This window comes from Caldimonas hydrothermalis, from assembly GCF_056746695.1.
Genome location: NZ_JBWQXA010000020.1, coordinates 1 through 15,941, shown reverse-complemented (window position 1 = coordinate 15,941; position 15,941 = coordinate 1). Strand labels below are relative to the sequence as shown.

Genomic DNA, 15,941 nt, shown 5'->3' with positions numbered 1-15,941 from the left:
TTCCTTGCGGCACAGGTCCGCCACGTTCACGCCGGCGTCAGCCTGCTTGATGAACCCAATGATCTGCTCTTCCGTGTACCTGCTCTTGCGCATCGCGCTTCCTTTGCGTTGCGCGGATTTTGTTCGCTTCGGCTGGTACGGATCTCGGGGAGCAGGTCAAAGCGGCATGCCTGTTCTACGTGATGGTGGTTGTGCTGATGCTGCTCAACATGCCAGCACTTTATGCATGCTTGGTTGCCACCGGCCAGGCCCCCTTGCCTTCCGAGTTCAGTTTGCAGGGGAAGATCGCATTGGCTGTGCTTCTTGGTTGCGCGGCGTTTCTGGCAGTGCAATGGTGGCGTGCCAGAAAGCGCCGATAGCTGTCTCGTAAGTTCCGCCTCTGTACGGGCCGATGAAGGGTTGAGTCAGCCCGCGCTGCGGGCCGAAGCGGTCAAGGCCTCACTCGGGCTCGATCCCGGCGGCCTTGATGATCTGGCCCCACTTGCGCGTCTCGGCGGCCTGGAACTGGGCCAGGCCATCGGGCGTGGTGGTGAAGGCCTCGGAGCCGCTGGCCTCGAAGAAGGCCTTGGCACCGGCGCTGGCGGTGGCGCGGGTGAGCAGCTCGTTGAGCTTCTGGATCACAGGGGCGGGGGTGCCGGCCGGCACGTAGGCGGCGAACCAGTAGCCCATTTCATAGCCGGGCACGCCGGCTTCGGCGATGGTGGGCACCTGGGGTAGCAGCGGCGAGCGCTTGGCAGAGGTCACGCCCAGCGCGCGCAGCTTGTCGGACTGGATCTGCGGCATGCCGGTGGACATGTCGGCGAACATCAGGTCGATCTGCCCGCCCAGCAGGTCGGTGATGGCGTTGGGGTTGCTCTTGTAGGGCACGTGCAGGATTTGCACCTTGGCCATCTGCTGGAACAGCTCACCGGCGATGCGGCTGGACGAGCTGCCGCTGCCGAAGCTGAGCTTGCCGGGGTTCTTGCGGGCATGCTCGATCACGTCGGAGACGGTCTTGAAGGGCGACGAGGGGTTGACCACCATCACCTGGCCGCCCTTGCCCAGGGCGGTGACGGGCGCGAAATCCTTCACCGGGTCGTAGCTGAGCTTCTTGTAGAGGTGCTGGTTGGCCGCGTGCGTGGTGTTGGTGGTGATGAGCACGGTGTAGCCGTCGGCCGGCGCGCGCGCGGCGGCCTGTGCGGCCAGCATGCCGCTGGCGCCGGCGCGGTTTTCGACCACCACGGTCTGCTTCGTGTCGGCCGTGAGCGACTGGCCTAGCGCACGCGCCAGCTGGTCGGTGGCGCTGCCGGCGGCGAAGGGCACGATGAAGGTCACGGGCCGGTCCGGGAAGGCCAGCGCGGCGGTGCCGGCCAGGCCCAGCGCCAGCAGGGCGGCGGTGGCAATGCATCGGCGGCGGGAAAGTCGGGTCATGGTCTTGTCTCCTGTGTGGTTGGGGTGAAGCATCAGGGCGCCGAGGGGGCGGTCCCTGCAAGGTGGGGCAGCAACTCGACCGGCACGTTCACCGGCAGGTCCAGCAGCCAGAAGGCCAGGGCCTTGCCGTGGGTGTCGAGGTTGAGCGCGTGGTTGACGCCGCCGTCGAGCACGTGGTCGAGTACGAAGTTCATGGCCTGCAGCTCGGGCAGCAGGTAGCGTTTCACGCTGCTGGGGCGGCGGTGAGCGAAACGCTCGGCCACGGCGGCTTCGGTGAGCTGCTCGACGAGCACCGGCCACAGTGCGGGACTCCACGCGATCACGCTGATGTTGGAGCGGTCGCCCTTGTCGCCGGTGCGGCCGTAGGCCAGACGGTAGAGCGGCACCTGAGCGGTGTCTTTCATGCGGCACCTCCTTCATCGACCATCACGAAGCGCGCCGGCACGGCCTCGCGCGGCACCAGGCAGGAGGCCGTGCCCAGGCGCGGGCGCAGCGAGGTGCGCACGCCCCCGCCACCCGCCGGGCCACAGGTGTACAGCGCCGTCACTTCGCGGGTGAGGGCTTCGGCCGCATCGCGGTCGGCATGGTTGAGTGCCACGCGCAGCCGCACGTCGCGGGCCTCGCCGGGGGGCTGCGCTTCGAGCCAGCGCCCGGCGTCGTCGGCAAAGAGGCTGGCCACGCCGATGAGGTCGAAACGCAACGGGCCCAGGCCGGCCAGGCGCTGGCGCAGCACGTCAGCTGCCAGCCGGGCGCGTGCCTCCGCGCGCGGGCCGGCGTACGAGATCTCGCCTTCGGCCAGCCAGCCGTTCTCGAAGCATGCGTTCACCTTCAGGTGTGTGGGCCGCGCATGGCCGCGCACCCCGGTGAGCCGTACGCGGTCGGGCCCGAGGCTGTCCACACGCGCATGGGTCAGGTCGGCCACCACGTCGGGTGTGAGATAGGCCGCCGGGTCGTGCACCTCGTAGAGCAGCTGCTCCTTCACCGTGCGTTCGTCCACGCAGCCGCCCGTGCCCGCGGGCTTGGTGATGACGCAGTCCCCATTGGCGTCGATTTCGGCGATGGGGTAGCCCACCTGGGCCAGGTCGGGCACGTCCTTGTAGCCGGGGTCGGCAAAGTAGCCGCCGGTCACCTGCGCTCCACATTCCAGCAGGTGGCCGGCCATGGTGGCGCGGGCGATGCGGTCCCAGTCGTCCAGGGCCCAACCATAGTGGGCCAGCACCGGGCCCACGGTGAGGGAGGGGTCGGCCACGCGGCCGGCCACGACGATCTCGGCCCCGGCGCGCAGGGCATCGGCGATGGTCTCGGCGCCCAGGTAGGCATTGGCACTCACCAACGGTGCTTGTGGTGCGGCCTCGCCCAGCGAGCGCATCAGCAAAGGAAGATGGGCGGGGTCGCTGAGATCGTCGCCTTCGATCACCGCGATGCGCGGTACGCGCAGCCCCAGTGTCCGTGCCAGGGCCTGGATGCGGCGGGCCGCTCCCAACGGGTGGGCCGCCCCGAAGTTGCTCACGATGCGGATGCCCGCTTCCAGGCAGGTGCCGAGCACCGGGCGCAGCATCAGGTCCAGCAGGGGCTCGTAGCCGGCGTCCGGGTCCTGGCGGCGCGCCAGCTGGGCCAGGGCCAGGGTGCGTTCGGCCAGGGTCTCGAAGATCAGCACGCCCGGGCCACCGCTGGCCGCCAGGGCCTGCACGACCGGGCCGGCGGCATCGACACGGTCGCCGGAGAAGCCGGCAGCGGAGCCAACGCGCAGCAGGGGCGGGTGAGAGGAAGCCATGGCGCCCACTCTAGGCCGTGGCTTTTGATCTGTGAATTCGAAAATTGGGATAGATTAAAACGTTATGCAAATGAATTTGTCCACCCGCCAGCTGCGCGCCTTCGTCGCCTTGGCCGAAGAGCGCAGCTTCACCCGGGCCGCCGCGCAGGTGCATCTGTCGCAACCTGCCTTCAGTGCGCTGATCCGCTCGCTGGAAGAGGAGGTGGGCACGAGGTTGTTCGACCGCACCACGCGCAGCGTGGAACTCACCGCCGAAGGGGTGGTGTTCGAATCCGCGGCGCGGCGGCTGCTGCGCGAGGCCCAGGAGGCCCTGGCCGACATGCGTGAGCTGGCCGCCAGGCGCCGCGGGCGCGTGTCGCTGGCCGTGCTGCCTGCGCTGGCGGCGGGCTGGCTGCCCGGCGTGCTGGCACGCTTTCGTGCCGACTACCCCGGCATTGAACTCGACGTGGCCGATGTGCTGTCGGAGGACTGCATCGAGCGCTTGCGCGTGGGCCGCGCTGATCTTGCGCTGGCGGCCACCCGCGTGGACACCCCCGAGCTGCGCACCGAGCCCTTCTGCAGCGATGGCTTCCATCTGGTGTGCCGGCGCGACCACCCCCTGGCCACCAAGCCGGCGCTGCGCCTGTCCGACCTGGCCGCCCACCCCATGATCCAGCTCGCCCGCAACAGCAGCGTGCGCCAGTACGTGGAGGCAGCCGTCTACCCGCAGCAGTTGCAGACGGTGATGGAGCTCGACCAGCTCAGCACCGTGGCCGGCATGGTGCGCGCGGGCCTCGGCATCAGCCTCGTGCCCGCGCTCACGCTGTTCCACTTCGAACACCCTGAACTCGTGACACGCCCCTTGCCTGCGCGTGGCCTGAAGCGCCAGATCTTCCTCGTGCGCCGCCGCGACCGCGGGCTGTCCGTGGCGGCGCAGGCCATGTATGAGCATCTGATGGCATCGCGCCCAGACGCCTCAGCCCACCTCCCTAAAATCCCCGCACCTCATCGGGAGTCGATATGAGCATCAAGAGTGACAAGTGGATCCGCCGCATGGCCGAAGAGCACGGGATGATCGAGCCGTTCGAGCCGGCCCAGGTGCGCCAGGCCACCGACGGGCGGCGCATCGTCAGCTACGGCACCAGCAGCTACGGCTACGACATCCGCTGTGCGCCCGAGTTCAAGATCTTCACCAATGTGCACAGCACCGTGGTGGATCCGAAGAACTTCGACGAGAAGAGCTTCGTCGACTTCCATGGCGATGTGTGCATCATCCCGCCCAACAGCTTTGCGCTGGCGCGCACCGTCGAGTACTTTCGCATCCCGCGCAACGTGCTGACGATCTGCCTGGGCAAAAGCACTTATGCGCGTTGCGGCATCATCGTCAATGTCACGCCCTTCGAGCCCGAGTGGGAGGGTTATGTGACGCTCGAGTTCAGCAACACCACGCCGCTGCCGGCCAAGATCTATGCCGGCGAGGGCTGCGCGCAGGTGCTCTTCTTCGAAAGCGACGAGGTCTGCGAGACCAGCTACAAGGACCGCGGTGGCAAGTACCAGGGCCAGACGGGCGTGACGCTGCCCAAGACGTGAAGCGGGGAGTTTGGCCGCCTTTTCGGCGCTTTGGGTCTGTGCGGTCGGCCCTACAGTGCGGGCATGTCCCATCCATCGGCACTTGGGTGCCGGCTAAGGGAGCACCATGCCATGTACCTGCCCCTGCCCGAAGTCGTCGAACACTACGAGGAACTGCCCACCGAGTTCCGCACCACGGCTTTCGAGGTGCTCAAGGGCTTCGAAGGCTCGCCCGACGAGCTGCGCGAGGCCCTTGTGCGCCCGCTCACACCCCAGGCCCAGGCGGGCGTCGCGGCCCACGATCTGCTGGACCTGGCCCGCTTCAAGGCCTTGATGGCCGAGGCAGGGCACGAGGTGTCGACCGCGCGCATGCTCTTCGATCGGCGCTATGCCGCGCAGTGCCTGGCCCGCGGGCTGCGCTCGGGCCACCCCGAGCTGCGCGCACGGGCCGACGCCTTGTTCGCACGCTACGCCTTCGATTCTCCCGCCACCCCGCACTGAGGGGGCTGGCGCACCCTGGCGCCTGGTCCGGCGCAGCGCTACCATGGGTCCACAAGAAGAGCCGTGCAGGGGGAACGATGCCCAGAGGGAAACCCAGGATGCTCAGGCCCAGCGCGCGAGGTGCGGTGCGATGAGAGGCACGGTACGCCCCAACGCCCTCGTGGCGGTCTATTTCGACACCCTCAGCCCCGAGCAGCGTGAGACGGCCCAGGCCTTGCAGCGCGCCGTGCTCGAGGCCGCTCCCGAGCTGTCCCAATCGGTGAAGTGGGGCAATCTGGTCTTCATGGCTGAGCGGCACAACCTGCTGGCCATCGTGGCGCACAAGGGCCACGTCAACCTCCAGTTCTTCAACGGGGCGGCGCTGGCCGCGCAGTTCCCACAGCTCGAGGGCACGGGCAAGAGCTTGCGGCATCTGAAGTGCCGCCACCGCCAGCCGGTGGACACGGCCCTGGTGCACGCGCTCGTGCGTGCGGCGGTGCACGACGTCGAGACCCGCTGAGCGCTTCGGCCTTCGTGCACTTTCAACCCGTGATGCAGGGGTTGACCGGGGCGCGTGAGCGACCACACCTCAGCGTGCGACGGGATACGTGCCGGGCCACAGGATGCTGCGGTCCACGGTGCGGATGTCGGTGCGTCCGCAAAACGCCATGGTCAGGTCCAGCTCCTTTGCGATGATCTCCAAGCAGCGGGTGACCCCGGCCTCACCCATCGCGCCCAGGCCGTAGAGGAAGGCCCGCCCGATCAGCGTACCCCGCGCGCCCAGCGCAATGGCCTTGAGCACGTCCTGTCCGCTGCGGATACCGCCGTCGAGCCACACCTCGATGCGATCCCCCACGGCCTGCACGATCGGCGGCAGCGCCTCGATGGACGACGGCGCCCCGTCGAGCTGGCGCCCGCCGTGGTTCGACACGATCAGCGCATCGGCCCCACTGTCGGCGGCCAGGCGGGCGTCCTCCTCGTCGAGGATGCCCTTGAGGATGAGCTTGCCGCCCCAGCGCTTCTTGATCCACTCCACGTCGCCCCAGTTGAGCTTGGGGTCGAACTGCTCGGCCGTCCATGACGACAGCGACGACAGATCGCCCACCCCCTTGGCATGGCCCACGATGTTGCCGAAGGTGCGGCGCTTGGTGCCCAGCATCCCCAAGCACCAGCGCGGCTTGGTGGCCAGATTCAGGAGATTGCGCAGCGTGGGCTTGGGTGGGGCCGACAGACCGTTCTTGATGTCCTTGTGGCGCTGGCCCAGGATCTGCAGATCGAGCGTGAGCATCAGGGCCGAGCAGTTCGCGGCCTTGGCGCGGTCGATCAGCCGCTCGATGAAGTCGCGGTCGCGCATCACGTAGAGCTGGAACCAAAACGGGTGGTGCCCGGTGGCCTGCGCCACGTCCTCGATCGAGCAGATGCTCATGGTGGACAGCGTGAACGGCACGCCAAAGGCCTTGGCCGCACGCGCGGCCAGGATCTCGCCGTCGGCGTGCTGCATGCCGGTCAGCCCCGTGGGCGCCAGGGCCACCGGCATCGCCACGTCCTGGCCGATCATCTGTGTGCGGATGCTGCGGCCTTCCATGTTCACCGCCACGCGCTGGCGCAGCTTGATGCGCTGAAAGTCGGTCTCGTTGGCGCGGTAGGTACTTTCCGTCCACGAGCCGGAATCGGCGTAGTCGTAGAACATGCGCGGCACGCGCTTTTCGGCCAGCACGCGCAGGTCTTCGATGTGGGTGATGGTGGGCATGCGGTCTCCTTCTTCCGGGCGACCGATGCTAAGGCCCGCCGGCCGTTCCTGTCGCGGAAATTCCTTCAGGGCTTGCCCGAAGGATGTTCGGCCAGCGCCAGCAGCGCCGCCGCCTCCTGCGCGACCTGCGCGCACACCGAGCGCAGCCACTGCGCAAACTCGGCGGGGGCCCCGCTGCGGGCGTGCGGCATCAGGTAGTAATGGTGGGCCGGCCGCGCCGTGAGCGGGAGCAGCGGCACCAGCGCCCCCGAGGCCAGCCAGTGGCGCGCCAGGCTCGGCCGGCCCAGGGCGATGCCTTGGCCGCTCACGGCCGCCTCCAGCAGCAGGCCCAAGTCCACGAGCTTGGGGCCCTGCGCCGGCTCGGGCGCTGCCACAGCGGCCGCGGCAAACCACGGCGCCCAAGGCTCCAGCGGCGTGCGCAGCAGCGGCGCGCCCAGCAGGTCGGCCGGCGTGCGCAGCGGCGGCAGACGTTGCAGCAGCGCCGGGGCGGCCATCGGCGTGACCACATCGTCCATCAACACGGTGCCGCCGGCGGCGGCCGCGTCGCCATGGCGCACCTGCACATCGGCCTCCATCGTGCCGGTGTCGAGGTAAGGAATGGACAGCACCACCTCCAGCTCCACCTCGGGGTGGGCCACGGTGTAGTCCTGCAAATGCGGCACGAGGATCTGCCGCGCAAACGTGGGCGGCGCACACACCCGCAGCCGCGCCTGCGCCCGCCCCGTGCGCCGGTGCAGCGGCATCGCGGCCAACAGATCCAGCGCCGCACGCACCTGCTCCAGGTATTCCTTGCCGGCCGTCGTCAACGCCAGGCTCTTGCCGGTGCGCACCAGCAGGGTCGTGTCCAGATGCTCTTCCAGCGTGGCCACGCGCTTGCTCACCGCGCTGGCGGTGATGTGCAGCTCCTCGCCGGCGCGCTCGAAGGTGCCCAGGCGTGCCGCCGCCTCGAAGGCGCGCAAGCCTTCGATCGACGGAAAGCGCAGGGGCATCGGCGCGGGCATGGCCCGCATGCTACCGCGCCGCACCCGCTGCTAACGCGCGCGGCGTTTGCGCGGAACGAAGTTGAGCTGGGCGGCCTGCGCGTGGGCGGTGGCGTCGGACGGCAGTTCGCCCGCCACCTCGGCCTGGTCGAGGAACTGCTCCGGGTGCCACAGCTTCACCCGGTACGGCCCCGGCGGCAGCGCGGCGATCACGGCCAGGCCGCTGTCGTCGGTCACGCCGAACCAGGGCGATTCGCTCACATACAGACCGCCGCGCATCGTCGAGTGCAGGTGGCACGACAGGCGCACCGGCCCGGGCCGGGTGAGCGTGACCTCGGGCACCGGCTCGCCAGGTGCGGGACGCGCGTTGGTCCGCAGCTCAAAGCTGTGGGCCGGGCCCAGCCCGCGCACGTGGTGGTCGAAGCTGTCGCGGTTGCTGAAGCGCACCGTGGTGCCCGGATGCACCATGGTGACCATCGGCACGAACTGCATCCGTTCTTGCGTCACCACCGTCGCGGCGGCCGCGGGCGGGTTCACCGGGCCGGGGCGCTCGGGCAACACCACCACCGCCACGTTCGCCGCGGGCTCGCCCTGGCGGTCGGTCACCGTCACGCGCAGCGTGGCGGCGCAAGCCACACCGCCCAGGCCCAGGGCCAGTGCCAGCGCGGCGCGCAAAGGGAGCAGGGCGGATCGTCTCATCGCACGTTCACCACATCACGATGCATCGGCGCCAGGCGGGCCAGCAGCCGGTTCTGCACCCGAAAGGCGATGCCCTGGGCGTCCATCGAGCGCTGCAGCACTTCCACCAGCGCATTGAAGTCGGCGCGCGTCACGTCGATGCCGCTGTGGGCCGTCTTCATGTCGGCGCCGCCGTAGGTGCAGGGCCCGCCCGAGACCTCGCAGAACTGTTCGGCCAGGCGCTGCTTGAACGGTGCGGGGTTCACATCCACGAAGAAGGGCGCCATGCGGGCGTCGGCCTTCAGGTCGTCCCAGAAGCGGTCCACCAGCCGCGCGAGGCCGGCCTGACCACCCAGGTCGTGGTACAGACTGGCATCGGCCGATGCGGCGGCTGCGCTCGCAGCCTGGGCCAGAACCGGGGGCGTGAGGGTCAGGGCGGCCACGGCGGCCGCGCACGAGAGCAGGAGTTTCATGAGATGTCCTTTGAAGTACAGGCTGTGCATCAGTAGGCCAGTTGCAGCGAGGCGTACGCCCCGCGCTGGTTCTTGTGGCCCACCACGTTGCCCAGTTCCACATAGGCCAGGGTGAGCGAGGCCTGCTTGCTGGGCGCCCAGACCACGAACACGTCGCGCCAGGCGTCCTCCCGGAAGGCCGCCCCGGCAAAGGCCAGGTTGTCCGGCTTGGCGCGGTACTCGGCGCCCACGGCCAGGTCGCGGCGCAGCAGCCAGGCCACCGACACCTCCGGGCGGAACTTGTAGTTGGGATGCTCGGCGCTGCCAAAGCCCAGCAGACCGTTCTGGTTGGCCCGCGTGGCGCGCAGCGTGCCGTTGACGAGCACCCCCTGCGCCAGGAAGAGCTTGGTGGCGCTCACATAGGCATCCACCCCGTGGCGCTTGGCGCCCACCGAGTCGAGCACCCCACCCACCGCGGTGCCGGGCTCCAGGTGTTTGTATTCCAGGCCCACGGCCACCTGCGGCTTCCAGGTGTCGGCGTCCAGGATCGCCTCGCCCGCCACGCGCAGCTTCACGCCGGCAATGTCGAGCTTGAGCGTCGTGCCCGGCACCACCACGCCGGCATCGAAGTTCTGACGGGCCAGCGACAGTTCCAGCCGGTCGTCCCAGCCCAGGGCCGCGCCGTAGGTGGTGAGTCCGTACTTCTGTGTCTTCAGACGCGACACATGGGCCGTGGCCCCCCATTGGCCGAGCGTTCCGGGCCCGCCGATCACGGCCCAGGGGGTGAGGCCGCCGCCGGCGGCGCCGTCAATGCTGCTCACCCCGCCGGTCAGCAGCAACTTGCCCTGTCGGCCGGGGCCGGGCGGGGGCTCCATCGGGGCTTGGGCGAGGGCCAGGGCCGGCGCCAGCAGCGCGGCTGCGGCCAGAGGATGGGAAAGTCGGATCATGCAGGTCTCCAGGTCGTCGCGCCGCACCCATGCGGCGCTTGTGCCCGGCTTGATACGCACTCGGCCCGCGGTTGGATGCACCCCATCCCGCGGGCCCGACCGGTCAGCCCCTGCCCGGGTCGTCGAACAGCGGCAGCGTGTAGGCCGGCGCAGGCTCCTGCACCCGCAGGGCCGAGGGGCGGGGGCCCCTGGCTGGGGCCTTCGGCGGCAGCTCGCCCGCCTTGCACAGCGAGCCCACCCGCACCCCCAGCAGCCGCAGGCGGCGCTTCAAATCCACCCGCTTCAGGCACAGCCCGGCCGCGTGGCGGATGGCCTGGGCGTCGGCGGTGGGGTGGTCCAAGGTGAGATCGCGCGTCACGGTCTTGAAATCGTCGAAGCGCAGCTTGATGCCGATCGTGCGGCCCACATACCCTTTGCGGGCCAGGTCGGCCGCCACCTGCTCGCACAGCCGCGTGAAGATGCCGCCCAGCAACTCGCGGTCGTGCCGCGCATGCAGGTCGCGCTCGAAGGTGGTCTCGCGGCTCATGCTCACCGGCTCGCTGTGCGTCACCACCGGCCGCTCGTCGCGCCCGTGTGCGGCCTCGTGCAGCCAGGCGCCGTAGCGCGGCCCGAAGTGCTGCACCAGCCAGGCCGGGTCGGCTGCGGCCAGCTCGCCGATGGTGCGGATGCCCAAAGCGAGCAACTTCTCGTTCGCCTTCGGCCCGATGCCATTGATGCGCCTGGCCGGCAGCGGCCAGATACGTGTGGCCAACTCCCCGGGCCGCAGCAGCGTCAGCCCATCGGGCTTGTCCAGATCGGAGCACAACTTCGACAACAGCTTGTTCGGCGTGATGCCGATCGAGCAGCTCAAGCCCGTGGCCCGCTTCACGTTGTTCTTGATCGCCAGCGCCACCGCCCGCACGCCGCCCATCGGGTCATGGCCCACGGCCTCCTGCGCGCCGGCCACGTCGGTGAGGTCGATGTAGATCTCGTCGATGCCCCGGTCCTCGATCACTGGCGCCACCTCGGCCACCGCGGCCTTGAACAAGCGCGAGTGATGGCGGTAGGCCTCGAAGTCCGTCGGCAGCAGCACCGCATCCGGCGCCAGCGCCGCTGCCTTCATCAGCCCCATGCCCGAATGCACCCCCAGCGCCCGCGCCTCGTAGGTGGCCGTGGTGACCACCCCGCGCCCGGTATAGTCGCGCAACACCGCAAACCGCCGCGTGCCATCGGCCAGCACCTGCGGCTGGTGCCGCCGCCCCCCGCCGATCACCACCGGCCGCCCGCGCAGCTCGGGATAGCGCAACAGCTCCACCGACGCATAAAAAGCGTCCATGTCGAGGTGTGCGATGTAGCGGGGCATGGGAATGGGGCGGGAGCAGCAGCCGGGACAGTGTCGCCCAGGCGGACGGCTCAGTGTGTCAGCAGGGTGTCCAGGCGGTCGAGGGGGCTTTGCACACCGCCCCCGCCCACCCTCAGCACATGGGTGTAGATCATGGTGGTACTCACATCGGCCACCCATAAAGCATGGGCCCGGGCCAATTGCTCGCGCAACGGTTGCTCCAGGGTGCGCGGCAGCATCAGCACGCGGTCCTTGCCGCCCTTGCCGTTGCGCACCACGATGGCCCGGTGGGCAAAGTCGAGGTCCTTCACCCGCAGGCGCAAGCCCTCGGTCAACCGCATGCCGGTGCCATAGAGCACCTGGGCCAGCAGACGGTGCTCGCCCTCCATCAACCCCAGCACGGCGGCGACTTCCTGCGCCGACAACACCACCGGCAGCCGCCGCCGCGGCTGCGGTCGGGCGATGGTGTCCATCCAGGGCAGTTGCACCCCCAGCACCTTCCCGTACAGGAACAGCAGCGCCGACAGCGCCTGTCGGTGGGTGCTGACCGACACCCCCCGCTCGCTCGCCAGCCAGGTGAGAAAGGCCTCAACCTCCGCCCCCCCATCTCGGCTGGGTGGCGCAGCCGGTGAAACCGGATGAAGGCGCGGCACCAGTACACGTAGGCCTCTTCGGTGCGCAGGCTGTAGTGCAGGGTGCGGATCCGCTCCCGCAGTTGATCGAGCAGCCGGGTCGATTTCAAAGGCGGCAGTGCCTCTCCGTGCCTTGGCGGCCTGCCCGCCGCCGGATGGGGTACATGCATCTTGTTCTCTCCCTTGGGGCCCCCTTTCGGGGGGGATTGCCCCCGCCCGCGCGCGCAGGCAAAGTGCGTGGTACGAACGTTGCGCCGATTTGCATGAAATTTAGTACTGTACAAACATCCAGTCAATGCCTGGAAACACAGGCTGGGCGAGCCTTGCGGCCCGATGGGGCCGTCGGTGTTAGGGAGACAGCCGACGGTGTTATGCAGCGGTTTTGCTCCCTATAACACGTTAGGCGTCACATTCCACCACTTCTCCCAACAGCGCCTTCGTTTGCACAATCGAACCCGTCAAACCAGAGAGGATGAACCCATGCCAATCGTTGCTGAACTCGTCAAGAAGACCCCGATCGGACAAGAGAATGGGATCGTCCCTGCCGGCACATCACCCAGCGAACTTGAGATCTTCAAGACTGTTATCGCTGAGGCACATTCACTGCGTGATGCTGGTGAAATCGAAATCGTCGTGGAGCAACCGGACCGCATTCGCTTCAAGCGTCTCCGCTGAAGTTAACCAGAACGGATGATTGGCGCAGAAACTGGCGGGGAAAAGTGCTGTCGGGCGTGACCATCCAACTCGACACCACGCGGTGACGCCTAACCCCTCGCTCAAGCTGACCCGCTACGGCAGGCGTTGTAAGCCCGGTCCGAGGTACCCTGTACATTTTCTCGAACCGGGCTTACAACACCTGCCTCCGCGGGCAGCTTAGCTTGAACGTTAGACCTTTACCCAATGAAAAACTTTGCCCTCGGCTTTCTTAGTTGCCTGATTGTTGTTGCCGGTATTGCCATCCCATACTTTTGGCCCCCGGAGCTTTCGCTTGTGTTTAATAGCGTGTTCTGGTCCTCACTGCTAATGCTCGCGAATTCCGGTTTGTTGGTTGGGTATCTATATATTCGTGGTGGCTCCTCGCAGGGAACGCATTTCTTCTTCGCGCTGTTGCTAATTCTGTCCGCCTCTCTGATGTACACAGGCTTTGAACAGATTGCTGCCAACACAGCGAAATGGGAGCCATTAATGCGGACTAACTATCCCACCTTGTTCGTTCTTCTTCCTCAATTCATTAGCTACACGAAAAACATCGTTGCATTTGGGTTTGCAGCCCTTGGGGCGAGTGTCGCAGCAAATGTCATTACCGCCAGGTTCAAACCCAAGGTCTAACATGGCGCTCAACCTCGCTTCCTTCGGTCGCTGGACGCTGCGCGACAAAGCCGCGCAGCGCCGGTTAGCTCTACGTTAGCCGCGAGAGGGAGATCACATGACCGCTTGGTGGTATGCAGAAAAGGAAAAGAAAACCGGCCCTCTTGAGCTAGAAGAACTGGTGTCGCTCATTCAGAGAGGGAAGATTGGTCCAAGAACGATGCTCTGGAAGGAAGGCATGGAGTCATGGCTTCCTCTCAATGAGATAGAAGAATTACAGTCGCTAAAGGCAGCGATTCCGCCGCCGCTACCACCAAAAGCAAGTACCGACCCCTTAACTTTTCCGATGGCTACGAGGTGGCCGCGGTTTTTCGCTCGCATATTCGACATGTGGTGGGAAACCTTGCTTGTAGCCTCTGTCCTTGGTGCAGTATTGGGCCGCTATTCCGCAGGTTTTGTCGAATGGATAAATGGTCCCGGGGCAGGTCAATTATTCGGGATACTGTGCCTCCCATTCGCACTTGTTCTAGATGCGGTCATATATCGACTCATTGGAAACACCCCGGGTAAAGCTCTTCTTGGGCTAAAGGTGGGGTTGCTTGATGCTTCACCTTTGAGTTTTGGTCAGTATTTAAGCCGAAACATGGCTATTTGGGTGAAAGGCTTTGCTTTTGGGTTTCCATTTATAAATCTTTTCGCCATGGCCCACCAGTCGGGAAGGCTTGGCAAGGGACAGCAAGCGAGTTACGACGAATCTACGGGCTATCGAGTACGCGCCCAACCGATCGGGTGGGTGCGAAAGTCTGGCTTTGGAGTGGCGTTTTTAGGTTTGTTCGTGGTTATGGCGGTGTTAAATAGCATGGAACAAGCCGCACAGCGCGAAGCAATACTGAGCAGCACATCAGACAACTACTCTTGGGTAAATCCAGTTACCAGTCTTAGCGCAAAGATTGATTCGAGGTGGAAGAATTCCGCGCAGCCAAACGCCGATGGTCAGCAGATATACATGTTTACGGAGCGGGCTGACCGTGCTGTTGTGATTCTTGGGGTTGAACATGCTCCTGCTCTCACATTAAATGATTACGTCCAAGCATTCCGAAGAGGCACAGCGGCAAATATGCGCTTTTCAGATGGTGGCCTCTATTTTGTGAAATCCGGAAAGCAAGCGTGGCAAGGATCGGGCGAAATGGTAGACGCCGGTGGCAACCGCCTGCATGTTGAGGTTGTTCAGGTGGGTGACGATTTTTGGAGGGTTGTATCGATTCAGGCGATGCCCTATGCGTATTCCGATGGGTTGGTAACACAACTTCAGGAAGCTCTCTGGAAAACGGTTTTCTAGGCATGGTCACAGCGGCTAAAACACGTTAGGCTTCCTCACGCTTTCACTTTCGCGCTCGCATGGACAGCACACTTTCGATAATCGGCTCGATAGCCTCTATCGCTGGAGCCCTTTGGGCATTTCGCGAAGCACGAATGAGCACGAACGCGGCAACGAAGGCAGAGTTGCTTCGAGATGAGATCGTCCACCGGAGAAAGCTGCTCGAGGTGTCTCAGGTCTATGCGGACACCAAGCGCGTTCTTACCGTCGTCTCCGACGTTGGCCCTTCATCCGACCCTAAGCGATTACGAGGTGTCAATAGCGCAAGGATTGCCAAGGAGATTGAAGAGTACGCGCGCTCATTGCAGGAACAGAGCGGTCACTTCTCTGACTTCTTCGGCAATGCCGCACGGTCGCTTTGCGAGAATCTTCGGTCGGATATCGAAGCCCTAGCGGACGCTGTCACCCCAGAAAGCAAGAAGGAACACGGCAAGAGCGCTTACTACAAGATTGAAGCCTTCCTCTCGATCGCTAAGCAGCATGCCGACGATCGTCGGGAACAGGCACCTAAAGGAATGTGAGAGGAACGAAATGAAGATGTCCGACGGCGAGAAGATCGTCATATTGATGTTGACTGAGCTTTACGAAAAACTTGGCATCCATGGCGAGATGGACCCGGACTTTCTCCGGTCAGCCATCTTCAATGACAAGCTCTGGGGTATCAGATGGAAGTACCCAGGCATTCCCTTCTCTGAAGCTGAAGATCCCGCCGTCGTCAAGGAGGTGGTAGACATCCTTGACATGTGGAGCTTCGTCGAGCGCGCATACGCTCATCTAGACGCCGATCAAAAGGCGGAACTTGCAAACCTTGTTCCACACTTCGGCGAAGACCCGAGATTTGGTGGATTCGATGGCAACAATGAGAGCGAGTACATGGGAACCGCTCTCTTCTTGGTCAACGAGCTGGAGCGGTTCGAGGAGTTCAAAGGACGTGACTTTAACTGCCATCATCCGTCTATCGAGATGCACCAGCGGATGTTGGCGGTGTTTGAACCGATCCGAAAGAACCTTGGTTTCAGGCCGATGTCGCTACAGGAACTCGCGAGCATACTGAAGGCGCAAGTGCATCCCAGTGCACCGAAAGCCTAACCCCCGCATGCAGCGGACCTGCTCCGGCGAGCTTCGCTCGCCTACGCAGGCCGCTGAACCGGAGCGTTAGGGAAGGTCTGCAAAACCTCGGCACCTCTGCTCCGATGTGAGACATTGACGGCATGAAGCAAATGAGCCTGGGCGAGAGCGGATTCGAGCGCAAGACCAAGAGGACGCGCAAGCGCGAGTTTCTG

Annotated in this window: 20 protein-coding genes and 1 pseudogene; 9 read left to right on the top strand and 12 right to left on the bottom strand. The window is 65.6% G+C overall.

All coding sequences use genetic code 11. The features are described 5' to 3' along the window. The 4 genes from AC1ECW_RS15980 to AC1ECW_RS15965 all read right to left on the bottom strand — a co-directional run. Positions 1–93: transposase (locus AC1ECW_RS15980; protein ID WP_481202266.1), on the bottom strand; the 93-nt coding region annotated here is incomplete at its 3' end. A 345-nt stretch (positions 94–438) separates the two neighbouring features. Continuing rightward, on the bottom strand, positions 439–1,410 hold the full coding sequence (locus AC1ECW_RS15975; protein ID WP_481202264.1) for a Bug family tripartite tricarboxylate transporter substrate binding protein: 972 nt from the start codon (positions 1,408–1,410) through the stop codon (positions 439–441). A 32-nt stretch (positions 1,411–1,442) separates the two neighbouring features. After that, positions 1,443–1,814, bottom strand: coding sequence for an AtuA-related protein (locus AC1ECW_RS15970; protein ID WP_481202263.1), 372 nt, complete (start codon positions 1,812–1,814; stop codon positions 1,443–1,445). Then, complete coding sequence (locus tag AC1ECW_RS15965) at positions 1,811–3,184, bottom strand: acyclic terpene utilization AtuA family protein (RefSeq protein ID WP_481202262.1); 1,374 nt, start codon at positions 3,182–3,184, stop codon at positions 1,811–1,813. Before AC1ECW_RS15965 ends, AC1ECW_RS15970 begins: the two co-directional genes overlap by 4 nt. A 70-nt stretch (positions 3,185–3,254) precedes the next feature. Between AC1ECW_RS15965 and AC1ECW_RS15960 the strand changes: the two genes are divergently transcribed. The 4 genes from AC1ECW_RS15960 (at position 3,255) to AC1ECW_RS15945 (ending at position 5,732) form a co-directional block, all read left to right on the top strand. Next, positions 3,255–4,187 carry a LysR family transcriptional regulator gene (locus AC1ECW_RS15960; RefSeq protein ID WP_481202261.1) on the top strand — a complete coding sequence of 311 codons (933 nt, stop codon included), beginning with the start codon at positions 3,255–3,257 and terminating at the stop codon, positions 4,185–4,187. Further along, complete coding sequence (gene dcd, locus AC1ECW_RS15955) at positions 4,184–4,753, top strand: dCTP deaminase (protein ID WP_409707783.1); 570 nt, start codon at positions 4,184–4,186, stop codon at positions 4,751–4,753. The genes AC1ECW_RS15960 and dcd overlap by 4 nt, the downstream gene beginning before the upstream one ends. Positions 4,754–4,864: 111 nt before the next feature. Next, positions 4,865–5,233, top strand: a complete 369-nt coding sequence (locus AC1ECW_RS15950; RefSeq protein WP_409707786.1) for a hypothetical protein — start codon at positions 4,865–4,867, stop codon at positions 5,231–5,233. Between the two features lie 130 nt (positions 5,234–5,363). Beyond that, on the top strand, positions 5,364–5,732 hold the full coding sequence (locus tag AC1ECW_RS15945; RefSeq protein WP_409707789.1) for a DUF1801 domain-containing protein: 369 nt from the start codon (positions 5,364–5,366) through the stop codon (positions 5,730–5,732). Between the two features lie 69 nt (positions 5,733–5,801). Here AC1ECW_RS15945 and AC1ECW_RS15940 read toward each other — a convergent pair whose 3' ends face one another. The 8 genes and pseudogenes from AC1ECW_RS15940 to AC1ECW_RS15905 all read right to left on the bottom strand — a co-directional run. Continuing rightward, entirely contained in the window at positions 5,802–6,962 is a 1,161-nt protein-coding gene (locus AC1ECW_RS15940; RefSeq protein ID WP_481202260.1) for an alpha-hydroxy acid oxidase, read from the bottom strand. Positions 6,963–7,027: 65 nt separating this feature from the next. Continuing rightward, positions 7,028–7,963 (bottom strand): LysR substrate-binding domain-containing protein, encoded by a 936-nt coding sequence (locus AC1ECW_RS15935; protein WP_481202259.1) that lies wholly within the window; start codon positions 7,961–7,963, stop codon positions 7,028–7,030. Between the two features lie 30 nt (positions 7,964–7,993). Further along, entirely contained in the window at positions 7,994–8,641 is a 648-nt protein-coding gene (locus AC1ECW_RS15930; RefSeq protein ID WP_481202258.1) for a cupredoxin domain-containing protein, read from the bottom strand. Continuing rightward, positions 8,638–9,093, bottom strand: coding sequence for a group I truncated hemoglobin (locus AC1ECW_RS15925; RefSeq protein WP_481202257.1), 456 nt, complete (start codon positions 9,091–9,093; stop codon positions 8,638–8,640). Before AC1ECW_RS15925 ends, AC1ECW_RS15930 begins: the two co-directional genes overlap by 4 nt. A gap of 29 nt (positions 9,094–9,122) precedes the next feature. Then, on the bottom strand, positions 9,123–10,019 hold the full coding sequence (locus AC1ECW_RS15920; protein WP_481202256.1) for a DUF3034 family protein: 897 nt from the start codon (positions 10,017–10,019) through the stop codon (positions 9,123–9,125). A gap of 103 nt (positions 10,020–10,122) precedes the next feature. Next, positions 10,123–11,361, bottom strand: coding sequence for a DNA polymerase IV (gene dinB / locus AC1ECW_RS15915; RefSeq protein WP_481202255.1), 1,239 nt, complete (start codon positions 11,359–11,361; stop codon positions 10,123–10,125). Positions 11,362–11,411: 50 nt separating this feature from the next. Further along, positions 11,412–11,729: a tyrosine-type recombinase/integrase gene (locus AC1ECW_RS15910; RefSeq protein WP_481202265.1), complete on the bottom strand. Its 318-nt coding sequence runs from the start codon at positions 11,727–11,729 to the stop codon at positions 11,412–11,414. A 147-nt stretch (positions 11,730–11,876) separates the two neighbouring features. Next, positions 11,877–12,142: pseudogene (locus AC1ECW_RS15905) on the bottom strand (phage integrase N-terminal SAM-like domain-containing protein); the annotation flags it as partial. A 310-nt stretch (positions 12,143–12,452) separates the two neighbouring features. Between AC1ECW_RS15905 and AC1ECW_RS15900 the strand changes: the two are divergent. The 5 genes from AC1ECW_RS15900 (at position 12,453) to AC1ECW_RS15880 (ending at position 15,747) form a co-directional block, all read left to right on the top strand. Then, entirely contained in the window at positions 12,453–12,647 is a 195-nt protein-coding gene (locus AC1ECW_RS15900; RefSeq protein WP_481202254.1) for a hypothetical protein, read from the top strand. 225 nt (positions 12,648–12,872) lie between these two features. Continuing rightward, positions 12,873–13,301, top strand: coding sequence for a hypothetical protein (locus AC1ECW_RS15895; protein ID WP_481202253.1), 429 nt, complete (start codon positions 12,873–12,875; stop codon positions 13,299–13,301). Positions 13,302–13,398: 97 nt separating this feature from the next. Further along, a complete protein-coding gene (locus tag AC1ECW_RS15890; RefSeq protein ID WP_481202252.1) occupies positions 13,399–14,619 on the top strand; it encodes a GYF domain-containing protein in 1,221 nt (406 codons plus the stop codon). 134 nt (positions 14,620–14,753) lie between these two features. Further along, positions 14,754–15,179 carry a hypothetical protein gene (locus AC1ECW_RS15885; RefSeq protein WP_481202251.1) on the top strand — a complete coding sequence of 142 codons (426 nt, stop codon included), beginning with the start codon at positions 14,754–14,756 and terminating at the stop codon, positions 15,177–15,179. Positions 15,180–15,189: 10 nt separating this feature from the next. Further along, entirely contained in the window at positions 15,190–15,747 is a 558-nt protein-coding gene (locus AC1ECW_RS15880; protein WP_481202250.1) for a YfbU family protein, read from the top strand. Positions 15,748–15,941: the final 194 nt, after the last annotated feature.